Raw genomic sequence first — 18,782 nt, forward strand, 5'->3', positions numbered from 1 at the left:
CATATCAAAGGATGGGGCATCCTTCCATTTAAAGAAAACGACATAAACATACCAATATTTTAAAGTGTTAGTATATTTTTTTGCAGATTAGGGATTGACAGCTTTTTTTCACTCGTTTCGCTGTAACAACTATTACAAAAGTGTTACAATAATGAGTGGTAATTGTAAAAGATTGAAAAGGATGAGAGGAGCTACATAAGTGGGAGAGAAACAGCATCAAGGTGCTGCCGAGCAGAAAAAAATGAAGCGCCGGAACGCCTGGAGGATTAATCTCTTTTTCTTCGCTGTATTTAGTTTATTTGCTGGACTTGTGATCAAGCTTGGTGTGCTGCAAATCGTCAATGGTGAAGATTATAAAAAGCAAGCCAACCGAACAGAGGTCAAAACGGCATCATACCCGTCTCCAAGAGGAAAAATGTATGACGCGAGAGGAAGAGTCGTCGTTGATAACGAAAGTGTACCTGCCATCGTTTATACATCAGAAAGCGGTGTGAAAGCGAAGGATAAGATTAAGGTAGCAAGAAAGCTTGCGACTTATATAAAAATGGATACTGATTTTTTGAGAGAGCGTGACATTCGGGATTTTTGGCTGGCGAGCCATCCAAAAGAAGCGGATAAGCTCATTTCAAAAACGGAGAAAAAGGATATCGATGCAAAGGATGTCTATCCGCTTCAAGTAGAGCGTGTCCCAAAGAAAGAAGTCAAAGCGATTGAAAAGGATGCGGAGGAAAAAGCTGTTGCAGCGATCTACCGTAGATTTACAGGTGGATATGCCTTTGAGCCTCAAATCGTGAAGGCAATGGACCCAAACGAAGAGAAAAAAGGTGACGAAAAAGTTGCTTTACTCGATGAAACGAAAGAATCAAAACAGACTTCATCCGTGAGCTTGACATATGAAGAGATTTCACTTGTCTCAGAGCATCTTGATGAACTGCCAGGTGTGAACGTCATCAACGACTGGACAAGAAAATATCCGTATGAAAAGACCCTTTATAATGTACTTGGCGGTGTGACCACACCAGAGCAAGGAATCATTAAAGAGCGCGAAGATTACTATATGGCAAGAGGCTACTCGCGAAATGACCGTGTAGGGAAGAGCTATTTAGAATATCAATACGAGGATTTTCTAAACCCAGAGAAAGCGACCGTTCAATATACACAGGTTGGCGGGAAGCTGCTTGATGAGATCAAGCGGACAGAAGGACGAAGAGGACTTGATCTTGCGCTGACATTTGATATGGAGCTGCAAAAGGAAGTCGACAAAATCGTCGAATCAGAGCTTAGATCGGCCAGTGCGAGAAACTATATGATGGATCGTGCCTTTGTCGTCATGATGGATCCTCACACAGGGGATGTTCTCGCCATGTCGGGCAAGAAAATGGACGGCAGAGACGTCACAGATTATGCGATCGGAACATTTACCACCCAGTACGAAATGGGCTCTGTTGTCAAAGGAGCCACAGTACTTGGCGGTTATCAGGACGGGATGTCACACAATCAGGCCTATATGGATACACCGCTCTTTTTTGCAGGAAGTAATGGAAAGCCGAAACAGTCTTACAAAGTTCTTGGATGGGTTAACGACATTCAGGCACTCCAAAAAAGTTCCAACGTCTACATGTTCCAAGTAGCGATGAGAATGGCGGGCATCACCTATCAAAAGGATGGTCCGTTACCTGCAAGGCCTGAGCACTTACAAAAAATGAGAAACTACTATGCGCAATTCGGTCTTGGCGTAAAAACAGGGATCGACCTGCCGCAGGAATCAAGCGGGATGCAGACGCATCCTAAGACGGTCGGCGGACTTTTGCTTGATGAAGCAATTGGTCAGTATGACACGTATACACCGCTCCAAGTGGCACAATACATGTCGACAATTGCCAATGGAGGCAGCCGTATTCAGCCAAGAGTAGTGAAAAGTGTTCATCTTCCAACGAAGAAGGATGAAGTAGGCCCAGTCGTAAAAAAATATGAGCCGAAGGTGCTGAATACGATTAACAACTCGAAAGCAGATATTGACCGCGTAAAAACGGGACTGAAAATGGTCACATCAACAGGCGGAACTGCCGCTGGCCGATTTGGTCAGCATGATGTCGCGGGAAAAACGGGTACAGCGCAAACCTTCTACTATGGCGCCAACCGCAGCTGGTGGGGAAATGCCACGTACAATTTAACCTTTGGAGGATATTATCCTTCTTCTAATCCAGAGGTAGCGTTTAGTGTCGTGACACCTTATGTCTCAGATAAAGATCCTGTCATTAAAAATATCCCAAGTAAAATTGTGGATAAGTACGTTGAATTACAAAAGAAATATGAAAAACAATAAACCGCAGGGAGCACAGCAGCAGAAAGTGCTCCCTTTTTGCTGAAAATATGGACGTTTCCCTCGATGACAGAAGGAAAATACGGGTTTTCTAGCGAATCTTTTTTATACATCAATCTAAGGACAACCCTAAAAAATGAAAAGGAGGGTCGGACGACGATGGAACAACAAATGAAAGATTCGAATCAATTGTATTCGAACATCGATTTACATGCCGTTCTTTCTTCTAATGGCCGCTTTCTCTACATTTCTTCCAACTGTAAGCAGCTTTTGCTCTATGAACAAAAGGATTTACTAGGGTGTTTTTTGAAAGACTTTGTTCATACCGAAGATCAATTTCTCGTCGAAAGTTATTTTTACAATCAGCACATGCTAGAGGTTTGCCACTTTAGACTGCTAAGAAGTGATCTGACAGCTGTATGGGTCGAAGCAAGCATTGATTTTGTTGCTTGTGATGGGTTAGACAACGAAGTAAGTAGAGAAATGATCCTGAAAATGAGGGTGCTGGATACTAAGCCCCAAAAAGCAGCATTTCAAGAAGCATCAAAAGTAGCAGAACAGTCGCTAGGCAGTCTGCCGGCTTTCCAAAATGTCGGTGAAGCTGAACAATTGATTGCCATGCTGCCAAATCCGTTATGTATTACGACTTTAGGGAAAATTGTGTATGCGAATGATGCGATGCTGCAATTAATGGGGGTAAGTGCAAGAGATGACATGATCGGCAAGTCCGCGTTTGATTTTATTGCTGAAGAGTACCATGATATTGTCAGAAGCCGCATAACAAGGCTGCAGCAAGGCCTTCCAGTCGGAATGATTGAACAGATATGGAAGCGTCAGGATGGGAGCAGTATTCATATTGAGGTAAAGTCATCACCGACGATTTATCAAAATCAGCGGGCAGAGCTTTTGCTGCTAGTGGACATCTCATCCCGTAAAAAATTCCAAACTGTTCTTCAAAAAAGCCGGGAAAGGTATCAGCTGCTCATTCAAAACTCCATTGACACGATTGCGGTCATCCATGATCACAAATGGGTGTTTATGAATGAATCAGGCATTAAATTATTTGAAGCCGAGCATTACGATAAATTAATAGGAAAGGATATCTTTCATCAAATTCATTCCTGTGATCAGCAGAAGGTCAAAAAGAGTTTATCTCGTATTATTGAAAGAGCATCAGATTCCGAGATTGTCACGATGAGCTGTCATACGTTTAAGCATAAGCTGATTTATACAGAAATGGTATGTATCCCAACTACATTCTTTGGAGAAACAGCGGTTCAAATTATTTTAAGAGATATATCCGAACGTAAGCAGACAGAAGAGCTCATGCTCCGCTCAGAAAAATTATCGATCGCAGGTCAATTGGCGGCTGGCATTGCACATGAAATCAGAAACCCATTAACCGCCATCAAAGGCTTTTTACAGCTCATTAAACCGAAAACAAAAGATCGCGATCAATACTTCGAGATTGTTTTCTCTGAACTGAGCCGAATAGAAATTATTTTGAGTGAGCTGCTAATGCTGGCGAAACCGCAGCAAACATCCTCAATGCAGACGCTTGATTTGAAAAAAATCATCAGCGAAGTTACGGCTTTGTTAGAAACACAAGCGAACTTAAATGGCATTTTAATGAACACAAGTGAGATAGAGGAAGGTCTCCTGATGAACGGGGATCAAAATCAGCTCAAGCAAGTGTTTATCAATTTAATCAAAAATGCCGTAGAATCCATGCCGGACGGAGGAAAGGTAGACATCACGGCCAAAGCAGAAAGTGATGGAATACTTGTCACCATTCGTGATGAAGGGGTCGGCATTCCAGAAGCGGTGATGAAACGGATTGGAGAGCCCTTTTTAACCACAAAGGAAAAAGGAACTGGGCTTGGCCTTATGGTCACATTTAATATTTTAGAAAATCATAATGGGACGATCCGTGTGGATAGTCAGCCTGAAAAGGGCACCGTATTTCACATCATGTTTCCTGCAAAATAAAAACAACGGCAAGAGAGCCGTTGTTTCAATCTAGCGAATGAATGGAACGTTTTTCAAGTACAAATTGTTCTAGCCGGTCAAGTCCTTCTTTCAGCGTTTCAAGTGAATAAGCATAAGACAGGCGCACATACCCTTCGCCGAGTGGAGAGAAAGCAGAGCCTGGAACGACCGCAAGTCTTGTACTTTCTAACAGCTCCATGCAAAAATCAAAGGAACTCATCCCAAACGATTCAATGGATGGAAAAATATAAAAAGCGCCAGAAGGTTTAATCACCGGAAGCCCCATAGAAATGAGCCGATCATATACATAATCGAGTCTTTTCTTATATTGCTCTCTCATGATCAGTGCATCATCCACACCATTTGTCACAGCTTCAAGTGCCGCCTTTTGTGAGACAGCCGAGGCACAAGACACGTTATATTGATGTACTTTTAATACATGTTTAGCAATTGGAGCTGAAGCAAATAAAAAGCCAATTCTCCATCCAGTCATGCTATGAGATTTAGACAGTCCATTGATGACAATGGTCTGTTCTTTTAAGAAAGAGGCAATTGAATGATGCGGCCGGTCAAATGTCAGCTCACTGTAAATTTCATCGGATAAAATAAAGATGTCTTTTCCTTCAAGGAGCTGGGCAATTTCTTTCAATTCTTCTTCTGAAAGCGTGACACCAGTCGGGTTTGAAGGGTAAGGAAGAACCACACACTTTGTCTTTTCCGTTAACGCATCCTCAATCAGCTTGGCATTCAATTTAAAGCCGGCATTCGTTGTGTCGATATGTACGGGCATGGCACCGCACATTCGAATGATCGGTTCATATCCGGGGTATACAGGTCCAGGTAAAATGACCTCGTCGCCTTCTGTTAAAATGGTTCGAAACGCAGCATCAATTGCTTGACTTGCACCTGTTGTCACAATGATTTCTGACTCTGCATCATAATCAAGATTCACTTTCTTCTTGATATAATGCTGGATCGCTTGTCTTAGCTCTAAGAAACCAGCATTGTGAGTGTATGAGGTGAAATTCTCGTCAATGGCTGCTTTGGCAGCTGTTTTGACATGATGCGGCGTATAAAAATCGGGCTGGCCTATCGTCAATGAAACGACATCCTCATATGACGATACGAGATTTGAAAATGTTCGAATGCCTGAAATTTCAATATCCTTTACTCTTGGATTCAGCAAATGCTCCATTTCTCATCACCTTAAAAATTTATGTTTTTATCCTATTTTACCATTCACTGCATAAATGTCACCTGCGAAAGGCACTGGATAGCGTTATATGTAGTCTATTCTCCTATCCATCACCGCATGAGTGATATATTGAAGAAAGAGCAACATTTATTATAGCGTAACCTCAAGAGAAAATACAGGCTGTGATGAGAATGATTAGAAAACGGCAAAACTGCGTAAACTGAAAGAACGTGAGAATCATGGTCATGGGAATGGCTTTCATAGACATACGATCTCCTAAAGGAGGACGATAGATGGAACAATCAGCGAAGACATCGAAAATCGCGTTTCTATCCGTGCTGAGCAACACATTTGTTGTCATCTTAAAAATCATTGTAGGTCTCTTAACCGGATCTGTTGCGGTTTTATCAGAAGCCATTCATTCGTTTCTCGATTTAATGGCGTCGTTTATTGCATTTATTTCTGTTCGTATTTCAAGAAAGCCAGCAGATTCTAAACATCCTTATGGACATGGAAAAGTCGAAAATATTTCTGGAACGATTGAGACCCTGCTGATATTCGTTGCTGGCATTTGGATTATATACGAATGTGTTCACAAATTAATGCATCCAGAGCCAGTTAAGCTACCCGTGCTTGGCATTGTGGTCATGCTGCTAGGCGCGCTCATCAATTTTGTTGTATCGAGGATTGTGAACAAAGAGGCTGAGCGAGTACATTCAGTCGCCATGAAATCAAATGCATTGCACCTTTTAACGGATGTGTATACGTCACTAGGGGTGGCATTCAGTTTATTGCTTGTGGCATTAACCGACTGGTATTTCCTAGATCCGATCATTGGAATGATTCTGGCCCTCTTTATTATGCGTGAAGCGTTTAAACTCATGAAGGAAGCCTTCCCGCCGCTTGTTGATGCTCGTTTAACACCAGAGGAAGAACAATCAATTGAAGCGATCATTCAAGGATTCAGTCAAGAATTCATTGAATATCATGACTTTCGAACAAGGCGGTCTGGTGCAGAGGAATATATTGATTTCCATTTGATTGTAGATGGAAAGACAACCATTGAAGATGTTCACCAATTATGTGATCGAATTGAAGAGAAGATTCAGCTCGAATTTACGCATGCGCAAATCTTTATTCATGTGGAACCTGAAAGTGAAAGAAGCTCACAAACGTAAAAAAGGCGATCAACCTATTCTCAGGTTGTATCGCCTTTTTTTACGCTTCATCTATGAAATGAAATCAATATCCATAAGCAGTATCGTAGTCTTCGTACCAAGAGATATAAGCTGTGTCATCTTTTGACAAACCATGCTTCATATCTAAATAATCAGCTTCGCAAATATCTTCAATTACAGTCATTTCGTTGTTCTTTAATAATACGACAGTTCCCATCATGAACACCTTTCTTTAAAAAATCCTTGACTATTGTACCATTTGAAGAATCATTGTCAACAGAAGAATGGAAACAAGACGAAAATATCACAAAATGTTAAAAAATCAGGAGGTAAAAGAACTAGAAGTGCCATGATTTTCACAAATTTTCAGTATTTATTCACATAAATCATTTAGATCAAACTGATCTAAAATGTATGTAAAAGTGTAAAGCTGCATTGATCTTGCTATATTCATAGGATATAATAACGAATGATTATAAGAAATTTATAGAAAACATACATAATAAAGGAGAAATAGGATGGAAACCAACATAACAGAACCACACATTCAAGAAAAGAAGCATCCTGAGCTAGCAGGCGTAGGCTATCGTTTTCTTGCACATCTTTTGGACGGTATCATTATTAGTGTACCATTTTCATTCATTGTATTTATTCTGGCAACACTCTTTTTTGTCTCAAGCCCTGAGGCGGCATTTTTAATGTATGATGATAGCTATTACTATTCTTCAACGGTGATTACGGATGAAGAATGGGCAGTCATTATGGGCCTTATCTTTTTCTATGGCGTAACGATCTTAGTCGGTATCGCGGTGACTTGGCTGTATTATGCGATCATGGAATCATCAAAGTTGCAAGGAACTCTTGGCAAGATGGCTCTTGGAATTAAAGTGACAAAAGTAACGGGTGAAAAAATAACATTCGGGCGCGCGACAGGCCGATTTTTTGCAAAAGGCTTTTTGTCTCCAATCTTATGTATTGGCTACATCATTGCGTTTTTCACAGAAAAAAAACAAGCACTTCACGATTTGATTGCAAGTACCATTGTTGTAAAGAAATAATGAAAAGAAGCACCTCTGCTATATAGTAAGGGGTGCTTTTTGTATAGATGCTTGTATGGAAGAGGGAAACGTCACATAAAGTAGAATGATAGTGAAAATAAAGCAGAGAAGGGAGTCAATCTATTGAAAAGAGGGAAAATGACTGTTCAGAAAAAAGGGGCAGGCTTCGGGCTGTTTTTGACAGCACCTGTGCTGGCCTGGGCTTTGTATGATTTTGCAAATACGATCTTTTCATCAAATATGATCACCATTTTCTTCCCGTTTTACTTGCAGGAAACGATCGGGGACAGTGCGAGAATGGACCAGATCGCAAGTACCTTTATTTCTTATGCAAACGCATTAGCCAGCTTTTTTCTCGTCATTTTTACACCTTTATACGGAGTGCTGATTGATCGTACAGGAAAAAAGAAACGCTACATTACGGTGTTTACGTTCATATGTATTGCTTGTACGGTGTTGATGGGGATTTTTGCTGGGATTGATTTCTCAAGTGAATGGTTTGGGCTGCCTGTTTCTTTATTGGTCGTGGTTACCTTGTTTGTGATCGCAAAGTTTTTCTATCATTCTAGTCTTGTTTTCTATGACACCATTTTGCCCGATCTTGGGACAAAGGATGAAATCCCGCTTATTTCTGGATTTGGTATCGCCGTTGGCTATTTAGGAACACTTGTGGGTCTCTCTGTTTATTTACTTGTCGGCAATGACCAGTTTCATGAAGCATTTATCCCAACAGCCCTTTTATTCCTTCTCTTTTTCCTACCTTTTCTCTTTTTTGTAAAAGATCCTCATCCGCTGCCTCAGCAAGAGAAAAAGGCATCTTTTTTCAGCGGGTATAAAGAGATTGTTCACACGTTTAAAGAGATGAAAAGGTACAAGCCAGCTTTTATTTTTATGATCGCCTTCTTTTTTATGAATGATGCCTTACAAACAGCAATTGCGATGATGGCTGTTTATGCCAAAATCATTATTGGCTTTACAGCTGGGCAATTTATTTTACTCTATCTTGTGTCGACCATTTCAAGTATCATTGGCTCCTTTCTGTTTGGTTATATCACAAAAGCGATAGGGGCAAAACGCTCGATTACCGTCGTGTATGTCATTTTAATTGTGGCGCTCATTCTAGCTGTGACAGCGACAACCGAATGGGTCTTCTGGGTAGCTGGCAGTTTATTTGGGATTTCACTTGGCGCAAGCTGGGGGGCATCACGAATCTTGATTATTGAACTAACCCCGAAGGAAAAGCGAGGACAGTTTTTTGGCCTCTTTGCCTTCTCAGGAAAGGTGTCTTCCATTATTGGGCCCATTATTTATGGCTCAGTTACCCTGCTGTTTGCAGAGCACGGAAATCTCGCAAGCCGCCTTGCACTAGGGTCTTTGCTCATCCTTGCATCGATAGGACTTGTGATTCATCAATTCGTTCGAGAGAAAGCGTAAAGAAACGTCAACTTTTTACCTATGCTGCCGATATAAAAAGTACAATCTAATATTGAAGAATAGAGGGATTTCCGTGGCTTTAAATAAACAAGAAATTTTACTTGACTCTGGTACCAATGAATTGGAAATTGTGAAGTTTGAAATTGGTGCAAATCAATTCGGCATTAACGTCATGAAAGTAAGAGAAATCATTCAGCCGGTTGAGGTGACGGTTGTACCGCACTCTCACCAAGATGTAGAAGGGATGATTAGTTTACGAGGCGAGATTTTACCAGTCATCAATCTATTTTCCTTTTTTAATGTCGAGTCAGATCAGTCGGAACAAGAGAAATATATTGTGACTGAATTCAACCAACGGAAATTTGTGTTCCACACAGGAACAGTATCACAAATTCACCGCGTCAGCTGGGAAGAGATTGAGAAGCCGACTGCACTGAATCAAGGGATGGACCGTCATTTAACGGGCATCATTAAGCTTGATGAAAAAATGATTTTCCTTCCAGATTACGAAAAAATCATTTATGATATTGAATCCGCTTCAGGTGTTGATACGTATCATATGTTTGACGGTGAGAAAGACGAGAGAAGAACAGGGAAGAAGCTGTATGTCGTTGAAGATTCTCCGCTTCTCATGCGTTTATTAACAAATGAATTAACCGAAGCAGGCTATAAAAACATTGTGACCTTTGAAGATGGCAAACAGGCATATGATCATGTCATGGATCTTGTCAGCAAAGGAATCAGTGTGACAGAAGAAATTGATATGATCATTACGGATATTGAAATGCCTAAAATGGATGGCCACCGGCTAACAAAATTGCTCAAGGACAATCCTTTAACAAATTCCATCCCGATTCTTATCTTCTCTTCATTAATCACTGAAGATTTGCGTCATAAAGGGGAAACAATCGGGGCAGATGATCAAATCAGTAAACCAGAAATTCATCAGCTGATTGAAAAAGTCGATCATTTTATTATCTAAACAAAAAACCACTCGGCATGAGTGGTTTTTTTCTGTTTAAAAATAACTTTCCCCGAGTCGTTTGAAGACGGGCTTTGTGTAATGTGATTTTTGTTTTGTGGCGGTAGGTTTTTCTTTTAAACCGACATACGTTTGAAGTATTTGCTTTGCTCGGTTTAATGACATATTCGCTTTCGGGTTGCGATATGATTGATTTAAATTTCCTAAGTGTGGCAAAAATTCGAAGTCTTCTTTCGTTGGTGGCAGGTGAAAATAATAATCTCCAATTTCAATCAGCACGTCGGACTGTTGTTGACTATACTTGGGATTGTTAGAGAAATGTAGGCCCACTTTTCTTCCTTTACCTTCTTGCAATAGTTTTTGCAGCGCGCGTTTTTTCAAAAGATAAAGAAACTTGGGGTTTGGTGCGGTTTTAGCATGGCGGTTAACAGTATAAATGGCTTTTGCGATGTTTTCTGCTGTAGGTTCTATGTCTTTAGTATGAGCATAATCGTCCATTTTTTCTCTCCTTTGTCTTTCGTCTTCCTGTGCTTAGTATAAATTATACGTTTTTATTAGTAAATTGCAAATAGAGATATTGTAAAAAGAAAACCTTTGGTATAAAGGGATTATGGAGGGTTAAAAATTTTGTGTGTTCGAATCCCCCCATTCTCCCCCAAAAAAACTTCAACTGATTCTATTTCTGTTGATTATATAGTATGTATAGAAGTTATTAATGAAAGGAGGTAATATCATGACATTCAAAAAAGCGTTCAATATAGGTTATCTTGTGTTGCTTTTATCTTTTGTTGTCGTATATTTCTTGCTTCCAGCCGATCAATTATTTACAGCAATTATGATCCTCACCGTACTATTCGGAGTATATCAATTTGTGATTTTTAAGAAACTAAAAGAACAAAAACAACAATAAAAAACGCCCTTGTCTGCATTAGGCGAGGGCGATTTAAATGTAGCCATTCTCATCGTTTGTATTTACAAAAGCCATTTAAGACGCCTTCTGCATTATTTTTCTTCTATCCATTTTATCTGGAGAGAATCCAGCTGTTTTAATTTTCTATATGCTAAAGGTGTCGTATTTTTTATTCTTTTAAACAAATTGATAAAATAACTTGTGCTGTTAAAGCCTACTTGGTAGGCGATTTCTGTAATATTGAAATCTGTTTCTTGGAGCAGGACGAGGCTTTGCTGAATTCTATATTCATTTACATAATGCATGGGTGATTTCTTTAAAATGTCTTTGAAGGATCTGCAGCATTCTGAGCGACTTAACTGTCCTGCACGAGCAATATCTTCGAGAAGGATCTTTTCATAATAATGCTGGTGAATCCAATTCAGCATAAGTTTCATCCGTTCATTTTTATCGTGTTTACGCGCATCATGTTTCATTTGGAAGCCGTTTTGTAATAAGCATTTCCAAATGGTGATGAGCTGAATATTGAGTTCAAGTTCATAATATACCGGAGTTTCATCAATTAATTGTTGAATGATTTGAATGCATTGATAGATCTGCTTTGGCCAATGATCTTTTCGGTTGAATAAAATATAAGGTGTCTGGCTCGCACGCATATATGGATGGACAAATGTGGTGAATAATTCATTCGCTGTGATGAAATAGGGAGAGACATTTAAACAAACATAAGTACATGCCGTCCCATTCGCATCTTTTGCCATGTGCAGGCAGCCACTATTGATGAAAATGCCATCTCCTTGCTTTAAACATAATGTTTCTTCATTGATATGAAATTCAGCTTCACCCTCTAAAATAAAGACAAATTGAAACTCGTCATGCCAGTGAAGAGGGATATAGCCGCTTCTATGATGACGAATTTTTGTATGATAAATAGCAATAGGCCATGTTGTCGTAGAATGCTCCGTCAATTCTTTCAGGTTGTAGTCAATCAGAAAATGATGGTTGTGCATAATTCTCCTCAATATTCTTTTATTTTTATGTTCAATTGATATATCAATATGTAACAAAGTGAACTACTATCAACTATATTATCATGATTTGTTGAGAATTGAGGAGAATGAAAATGAATAGGAGAAAGGGAATTTTACTTGTACTCATAGGCGCTATCTGCTGGGGAGTAGGAGGAACAATTTCACAAAAATTGTTTCAGCAATATGGGATTGATGTCAATTGGCTTGTGACGGTTCGGCTGCTCATTTCAGGGGGATTGCTTTTATTTGTTCATGTGATGACAAAAGAAAAAACACATTTGTTCGGTGTGTGGCAAAAGAAGAGGACAGCGATGCAAATCCTTCTATTTGGGCTAATGGGTATGCTGGCTGTTCAATATACTTATATGGCATCCATTCAACATGGAAATGCTGCTGTGGCAACGCTGCTGCAGTATACAGCCCCTGTCATGATTATCGTGTATTTGGTCATTCGCAGGCAATCAACCTTCACTAGAAGAGATTTGGTTACAGTGGTATTGGCTTTAGCGGGCATGTTTTTCTTATTGACGAATGGTTCTATTTCAACATTAACCGTTCCATTTGTGGCAGTGATTTGGGGAATACTATCGGCTGTGGCGCTCTCGTTTTATACGTTATATCCGATCAGCCTGTTAAAACAATTCGACTCTCTAGTGGTTGTCGGCTGGGCGATGCTTATAGGAGGAGGCGCCCTTAGCTTGATCCATCCTCCATGGAAGGTCAATCTCACTCATTTACCTTTTGAAGCGTATGTCTATTTATTGTTTGTGGTCATATTTGGAACGATGATCGCTTTTTGGTTTTACATAGAAAGTTTGCAATACTTATCACCAAAAGAGTCGAGCTTAATTGGAAGTGTTGAGCCCCTTGCAGCAGTCGTCACGACTGTTTTCTGGTTAAAAGAGCCATTCGGACTTTTCCAATGGATAGGGACAGCTTGTATTGTCTATATGATTTTATTCTTGGCATTGTATCAGCCGAAAAAATGAGCGGGATGGGTGATGAACAATAGAAGGAATGATAAGAAGAATTGACTGTATGAAATATAAACAAAGTGAACTATTAGTTCGTGATAACTACCTATTTATCAAAATGGGTAGTTTCTCAAATAATATTTTTTTATATATGCAGTCCACCATATGCGCGTATATGTGATGCATACAGGATAAATTATTTTGTATGAATAGAATAAGCGCAATAAAAACAACCATTAAAGTCAGTTTCATTCGTCATTTGTTTGGCTTCATCCATGGCGCTTTCACCATTCATGTGCAGGCCAATCAACGTACGGCTTGCAGCATCGCCTAAAAATGCACAATCTTCTGTATGTACAACAAACTGTCCCTGTTCATTTTTAGTATGAATAAAATAGTAACTTTTTAGCATTTCTTTCACCTCCAACCTGACTATCCTACTATAAAACGTTTAAAGATGTAAAGGAATTTAATTGTGAAAAACAAGAAAAAATGGATCAATAAAGCAAGCCTTCAAGCAGATTCTCTCAACAGAGGAAATGCATGAAGGACGTTTCATCCATGAAAAAAGGACTTTCCTGAAAAAGAAAGTCCTTTTTGTTATTTACTTATTGAACTCCCTGCCCTTTTAGTTCACGCTGCACGTCTAAGTCGTCAGCTTCTCTGCTAAACTTTGGCAGTGTAATGAAGTAAAAAAGGAAGACAAGTAAAATAATAAAGCCCATTCCGTAATAAATATAAGAAACATTTGTGATGAGTTTTGGAAATAATACAGCAATCAGACCTAATGTCATCGATTGAGCAAACATAGTGAGCGGGTCAACCCATCCTGACACACGGCCCATCAGTCGAGGATGGACGATTCTAGGCAGCCAGCCGCCAATGACAATGTTGACTGGGCCAATGCATGTACCAATGACAAATGACGTGACGTAAAACAACCATAATGTATGGGTAGAACCAAGGACAAAAATCAAAATACCTGCGACCAAAATTGGAATCGACATGAGATATTGCATCTTTACCTTTTTAGCGAGGACAGAGCCCATTAAGCTTCCAACGAGCAAGCCTGCACCGATCGCAATGGTAAAGAAGGATGTATGCAGTTCAAAATGGTCTGGTGAAAGTCCATATTTCATTGTAAACATCGGAAGAACGGCAAATGCGCCATTGACTAGACCGAAAACAAAAAAGCCAAAAATTAAAGAAGCCAATAATTTATTTTTTAAAATATATAGGATGCCTTCTTTAAAATCTTTCAGAGACGTTTTGATGGTCATGCCTCTCCAGCCAGCTTGTCCATTTGGCTGACGCGCTTCAATTGGAATGTTACATGAACGAATCAGGATGCCTGAAATAATAAAGCTGACCAAATCAATTGTAATGGCACCGTGAAGTCCAATCGTCTTATACATAATGGCACCGAGCCCAACGCCAAATACCATAAATAAACTAAACAGCATTTGATTTAAGCCAGCGGCTTTTGCATATTGATCTTTATTTAAAATCGCCTGAACGAGAGAAGCTTCAGCTGGATAGAAGAACTTCGTAATAGCACTTCGAATAAACAAGATCAAGAAAATAAGTGGCAGTGAATTAAAATAAATAACGATGAATAATACAATCGTCAGCCCAGCTCGTATCCAATCACAATTCTCTGCGACTTTTTTACGATCAAAACGGTCTGCGACCACACCGACCATAAAAAAGACAAAGACGGTAGGAAGAGAATACATAAGTTCAGCCAATGTGGCGTATGCGGGCTGATGACTAAAATGGTCGAGCAAATAAAAGGCAAACGCCATATTGCCTACTGTTGTCCCCATTTGCGAAGCAAGTGCCGCAAAAAAGAGACGAACAAAATTTCTGTTTTTAAAAATATCCATAAATACGCTCCTTAACCTGAAGATCCCACTTTATATCATATAAAATTTTAACCATTCGTACAATTGATTTCATCTACTGGCTAATGGTCACAGGTGTTCCGTTTGGAACGAGTGAAGCAAGCTCGATGACATTCTGATTATACATGCGAATGCATCCTCTAGAAACAGCTTTACCAATTGAAGACGGGTTATTCGTACCGTGAATGCCGTAATGAATTTTTGAGAGGCTCAGCCAATAAGCGCCAAAGGGACCTCCTGGGTTTGGCTGTCTGTTGACAATATAATAAGAACCTGTCGGTGTCATATTTAAAATTTTCCCTGTTGCAATCGGATACGAACGAATAAGTTGTGATCCAGAAAACAAAACGAGGCGTTTCGTTGAAATCGAAACAAAGATGCGGTATGGGATCGCATTAGGATCTGGCAAACCAGGTATGATGATGACCTCATTTTGTTCGGGCTCGCGAGCTTGAAGTGACGGATTTGCAGCCTTTAAGGCATCTGTTGTTGTTCGAAAATCAAGCGCTATAGAAGCAAGAGTTTCTCCTCTTTTCACCGTATATCGCAGCACCAAAGTACACTCCTTTTACTCAAATAAAAGAAGCCATGATGCCGTCACTTGACATACTATATGGACGGAATCAGGCCCAGTAAGGTTTCTCCTAACATTTGTCATGAGAAAGAACTTTGATTATACATATGCAGGAGAGGGCGGTTTGGCTTCTATTTATACACGAGATGTAAAGGTAAAAAAGGTTAACTCTGGCTTGGCTAAAAACCGAAGCGGGAGCCGTGTTGTCCCAAGTCCACGGTTGACATAGATGCGTTGCTGATCGCTTTCGTATAAACCTTCTACATATTTACGGCCGTAAGGTGCTGTGAGAATCGGTCCATAGAAAGGCAGCTGCACTTGACCGCCATGCGTATGCCCGGAAAGCTGCAAGTTAATAGGTGTTGTTTTCAGCTCTAATGCTGCATCAGGCTCATGGACGAGCAGCAACGTAAATAAATCAGATGATACTTCCCGTTTGATCAAATCGTAATCAGGCACGCTCATCATAAGATCATCCAGTGCAGCAATCTGAATATGTGCATGATCTTTTTCTAATAGAAACACATCATTTTTACATAATGTAAATCCACAAGCCTCCATTGTTTTCTCATAAAGCTCCACGCCAAATGGTCCGTAGTCATGATTTCCGTAGATGGCGAGTTTACCGAACGGAGCATGAAGCTTATTCAAATAAGTCTTCGCTTTTTCATGCTCTTGGGTGGATGCTTGAAAATCAACGAGATCACCTGTGAACACAATGAGATCTGGAGATGCAGCATTGATTTTCTGAACGATGGCTTCTAGGTCCTTCGCAGGAAATGTATCACTCAAATGAACGTCACTAAATTGAGCTATTTTAAACTGGTCAAATGAAGCTGGAAGCTGAGCATCTTGAATCGTCAGTGACACCGTATCGATCATGCGCGGCTCAATGTACCTGGCATATCCATATCCACAACTTGTAGCCAAAAACCCGAGAATACTCGCACCAGCTGCTCCTTTTAAAAATTGTCTGCGGGAAAGCTGCTTCATATAAGACTCCTTTATAAATAAAATTAAGTATAGCATCATATTTGGATAATCTCCCATATGGTGCACCGAGGGTCAATCATGATATGATAGACAATAATGAATGAATAGTCATTCAAATCATACAAAGGGGGAGAACAAATGACGAAGCAAACAGTGATTGTGACAGGGGGATCAAGCGGTATGGGGAAGGCAATGGCTGCCCATTTGGCAGCTGAAGGCTGGAATGTTGTGATTACTGGTAGAACGGAAGAGACGCTGGAAAAGACGGCAAAAGAAATGAAGCAGAAGGGCGGAGCAGTCGCTTACTTCCAAATGGATGTGCGAAACCCAGAGGATGCTGACCAAATGGTCAAGTTTGCGGTGGATACATTTGGTGATGTCGATGCCCTCATTAACAACGCAGCAGGAAATTTTTTAGTGCCAGCAGAAAAGCTGTCTCCTAACGGCTGGAAAGCTGTGATTGATATTGTGTTAAATGGTACATTCTTTTGCAGCCATGCAGTGGGCAATTACTGGATTCGGCAAAAGAAAAGGGGAAGTATCCTTAACATGGTGGCTACCTATGCATGGGGTGCTGGTGTAGGCGTGGCGCATTCGGCGGCAGCAAAGGCCGGCGTGTTGTCCCTGACTCGAACGCTTGCTGTTGAATGGGGGAGGCAATATCGAATTCGCGTCAATGCCATCGCACCAGGCCCAATCGAGAGAACAGGCGGAGCAGATAAACTATGGGAATCAGAAGAAGCAGCGCAAAGAACATTAGATAGCGTTCCTCTTGGCAGACTGGGCACACCAGAGGAAATTGCAGCGCTTGCGAGCTTTTTATTATCGGAGCATGCGTCTTATATAAATGGAGATTGTATTACGATGGATGGGGGACAATGGCTCAACCAATCACCATTTTGATTGACGATGTAAGACCTGCTTTTGATGTGGTATAATCACACAAAGAGAGAAGCAGGTGATGAAAATGGTCGATCCATTGGATATTTTAACGAATATTGAAGATGTTTTCCCGCACTATCAAGCAATATTCAGTGCGGAAGAGCAAAAAGTGATAGGCTATGAGATTCTAGGAAGAATGAAGCTTGAGTCAGAAACGGTCAGCCTAGGCTCCTTCTTTACGGATTCATCTATTCCTGACGAATATAAATTGGAAGTAGATCACAAAGTACTGACTCAAGCACTTGATCTCTTCACAACAGCAGATGACGATTTGCTCATTTTTATTAATCATGATGCCAATATCCTCATGCTGGATCACGGGGAAAGCTTTTTAGAACTCTTAAAGGAATATGAAGCAAGGGGCATTCAGCTTAACCGGTTTGTTATTGAGTTTGCAGAGCATACGTTTAGCGGCGACATTGAACAGCTATACCATACGTTAACGTATTATCGTACATATGGGATTAAAATCGCTGTCTCAAATATAGGAAAAGAAAGCAGTAATCTGGACCGGATTGCCTTGCTTTCACCTGATTTATTAAAAATAGATTTACAGGCATTAAAGGCATCGGCTCCATCTCCTTCCTATGAATATGTCTTGTACAGCATTTCATTGCTTGCAAGAAAAATAGGAGCTGCTTTAATTTATGAGGACATTGAAGCAAATTTCCAGCTACAGTATGCTTGGAGAAATGGCGGGAGATATTTTCAAGGGTTCTATCTTCATGAGCCTGCAGGAGAATTAATCGATCGAAGCCACCGAAAAGATCAGCTTAGAGAAGAATTCCAGCAATTTATTGCCCATGAGAAAAAGAAGCTGCAAGCTGTCTACGAACATTCTGAAACATTTTATAAACGAATTCATCAAGCTGTTACGACTTTAAAGAAATCGTGCAGCACAAATGATGAGCTCATTCAAAAACTGGCACTTGAACTAACAGATTGCAGCTTTCGGATTTATATGTGTAATGAAGAAGGCTTTCAAATCACTGGAAATGTGTTCAAAAAAGAAGAAGAATGGTTGTTTCAGCCGGAGTATATAGAAAAAAACTGGAGCTGGCGTCCTTATTTCCTAGCAAATATTCTTCAAATGAGAATTAGCGGAAAAGGATTTTTCAGCGATATTTATAGTGATTTAGAAACAGGTGAGAGGATACGTACGTTTTCTTATCCTTTAGAGGGAGATATGTATTTGTTTATAGACCTTCCATATGCCTATTTATATGAGCAAGATGGATTAATTTGAAGACGCGGCGTGAAGACTAATCCTCGCATTCTTTGTCAGTCCTGCGTGG

18 protein-coding genes are annotated in these 18,782 nt (G+C 40.2%); 10 read left to right on the plus strand and 8 right to left on the minus strand.

Translation table 11 applies throughout. The annotated features are described in order from the left end of the window. The first annotated feature begins 199 nt into the window (after positions 1 to 199). Entirely contained in the window at positions 200 to 2,326 is a 2,127-nt protein-coding gene (locus NST59_RS06765) for a peptidoglycan D,D-transpeptidase FtsI family protein (protein WP_126681757.1), read from the plus strand. A 156-nt stretch (positions 2,327 to 2,482) separates the two neighbouring features. After that, positions 2,483 to 4,312 (plus strand): PAS domain-containing sensor histidine kinase, encoded by a 1,830-nt coding sequence (locus NST59_RS06770; RefSeq protein WP_059376958.1) that lies wholly within the window; start codon positions 2,483 to 2,485, stop codon positions 4,310 to 4,312. A 25-nt stretch (positions 4,313 to 4,337) separates the two neighbouring features. Here the strand turns inward: NST59_RS06770 and NST59_RS06775 are convergent, their stop codons facing one another. Continuing rightward, positions 4,338 to 5,507 (minus strand): aminotransferase A, encoded by a 1,170-nt coding sequence (locus NST59_RS06775; RefSeq protein ID WP_024426854.1) that lies wholly within the window; start codon positions 5,505 to 5,507, stop codon positions 4,338 to 4,340. A 293-nt stretch (positions 5,508 to 5,800) separates the two neighbouring features. Between NST59_RS06775 and NST59_RS06780 the strand changes: the two genes are divergently transcribed. Continuing rightward, positions 5,801 to 6,685, plus strand: a complete 885-nt coding sequence (locus NST59_RS06780; protein ID WP_106025229.1) for a cation diffusion facilitator family transporter — start codon at positions 5,801 to 5,803, stop codon at positions 6,683 to 6,685. 64 nt (positions 6,686 to 6,749) lie between these two features. On the opposite strand, the gene NST59_RS06785 is transcribed toward NST59_RS06780, so the two are convergent. Continuing rightward, positions 6,750 to 6,902, minus strand: a complete 153-nt coding sequence (locus NST59_RS06785) for a hypothetical protein (protein WP_185847125.1) — start codon at positions 6,900 to 6,902, stop codon at positions 6,750 to 6,752. A 301-nt stretch (positions 6,903 to 7,203) separates the two neighbouring features. Here NST59_RS06785 and NST59_RS06790 point away from each other — a divergent pair, with 301 nt between their 5' ends. The 3 genes from NST59_RS06790 to NST59_RS06800 all read left to right on the plus strand — a co-directional run bounded on the left by NST59_RS06790 (position 7,204) and on the right by NST59_RS06800 (position 10,159). Next, a complete protein-coding gene (locus tag NST59_RS06790; protein WP_039178127.1) occupies positions 7,204 to 7,743 on the plus strand; it encodes an RDD family protein in 540 nt (179 codons plus the stop codon). A gap of 123 nt (positions 7,744 to 7,866) precedes the next feature. Continuing rightward, complete coding sequence (locus tag NST59_RS06795) at positions 7,867 to 9,177, plus strand: MFS transporter (RefSeq protein WP_039178128.1); 1,311 nt, start codon at positions 7,867 to 7,869, stop codon at positions 9,175 to 9,177. A 73-nt stretch (positions 9,178 to 9,250) separates the two neighbouring features. Continuing rightward, a complete protein-coding gene (locus NST59_RS06800; RefSeq protein ID WP_024424709.1) occupies positions 9,251 to 10,159 on the plus strand; it encodes a chemotaxis protein in 909 nt (302 codons plus the stop codon). Positions 10,160 to 10,195: 36 nt separating this feature from the next. On the opposite strand, the gene NST59_RS06805 is transcribed toward NST59_RS06800, so the two are convergent. Continuing rightward, positions 10,196 to 10,657, minus strand: a complete 462-nt coding sequence (locus NST59_RS06805; protein WP_327841964.1) for a YkyB family protein — start codon at positions 10,655 to 10,657, stop codon at positions 10,196 to 10,198. A 235-nt stretch (positions 10,658 to 10,892) separates the two neighbouring features. Between NST59_RS06805 and NST59_RS06810 the strand changes: the two genes are divergently transcribed. Then, positions 10,893 to 11,069 (plus strand): hypothetical protein, encoded by a 177-nt coding sequence (locus NST59_RS06810; protein ID WP_180272404.1) that lies wholly within the window; start codon positions 10,893 to 10,895, stop codon positions 11,067 to 11,069. 92 nt (positions 11,070 to 11,161) lie between these two features. Here NST59_RS06810 and NST59_RS06815 read toward each other — a convergent pair whose 3' ends face one another. Further along, positions 11,162 to 12,079 (minus strand): AraC family transcriptional regulator, encoded by a 918-nt coding sequence (locus NST59_RS06815; RefSeq protein WP_064498384.1) that lies wholly within the window; start codon positions 12,077 to 12,079, stop codon positions 11,162 to 11,164. Positions 12,080 to 12,192: 113 nt separating this feature from the next. On the opposite strand from NST59_RS06815, the gene NST59_RS06820 reads away from it, so the two are divergent. Beyond that, complete coding sequence (locus NST59_RS06820) at positions 12,193 to 13,089, plus strand: DMT family transporter (RefSeq protein ID WP_064498385.1); 897 nt, start codon at positions 12,193 to 12,195, stop codon at positions 13,087 to 13,089. 181 nt (positions 13,090 to 13,270) lie between these two features. On the opposite strand, the gene NST59_RS06825 is transcribed toward NST59_RS06820, so the two are convergent. From NST59_RS06825 to NST59_RS06840, 4 genes are all read right to left on the minus strand, one after another. Beyond that, complete coding sequence (locus tag NST59_RS06825) at positions 13,271 to 13,486, minus strand: hypothetical protein (protein ID WP_039178134.1); 216 nt, start codon at positions 13,484 to 13,486, stop codon at positions 13,271 to 13,273. Between the two features lie 196 nt (positions 13,487 to 13,682). Then, positions 13,683 to 14,960: an MFS transporter gene (locus tag NST59_RS06830; RefSeq protein ID WP_039178137.1), complete on the minus strand. Its 1,278-nt coding sequence runs from the start codon at positions 14,958 to 14,960 to the stop codon at positions 13,683 to 13,685. 73 nt (positions 14,961 to 15,033) lie between these two features. Then, a complete protein-coding gene (locus tag NST59_RS06835) occupies positions 15,034 to 15,531 on the minus strand; it encodes a L,D-transpeptidase family protein (protein WP_058837781.1) in 498 nt (165 codons plus the stop codon). A gap of 156 nt (positions 15,532 to 15,687) precedes the next feature. Next, entirely contained in the window at positions 15,688 to 16,545 is an 858-nt protein-coding gene (locus tag NST59_RS06840; RefSeq protein ID WP_047203677.1) for a metallophosphoesterase, read from the minus strand. Between the two features lie 138 nt (positions 16,546 to 16,683). On the opposite strand from NST59_RS06840, the gene fadH reads away from it, so the two are divergent. Beyond that, positions 16,684 to 17,448 (plus strand): 2,4-dienoyl-CoA reductase, encoded by a 765-nt coding sequence (gene fadH, locus NST59_RS06845; RefSeq protein ID WP_039178144.1) that lies wholly within the window; start codon positions 16,684 to 16,686, stop codon positions 17,446 to 17,448. A gap of 64 nt (positions 17,449 to 17,512) precedes the next feature. Next, complete coding sequence (locus tag NST59_RS06850) at positions 17,513 to 18,733, plus strand: EAL domain-containing protein (protein WP_024426863.1); 1,221 nt, start codon at positions 17,513 to 17,515, stop codon at positions 18,731 to 18,733. Positions 18,734 to 18,782: the final 49 nt, after the last annotated feature.

This window comes from Bacillus sp. FSL R5-0439 (genome assembly GCF_038008805.1).
Lineage (GTDB): Bacteria > Bacillota > Bacilli > Bacillales > Bacillaceae > Bacillus > Bacillus safensis.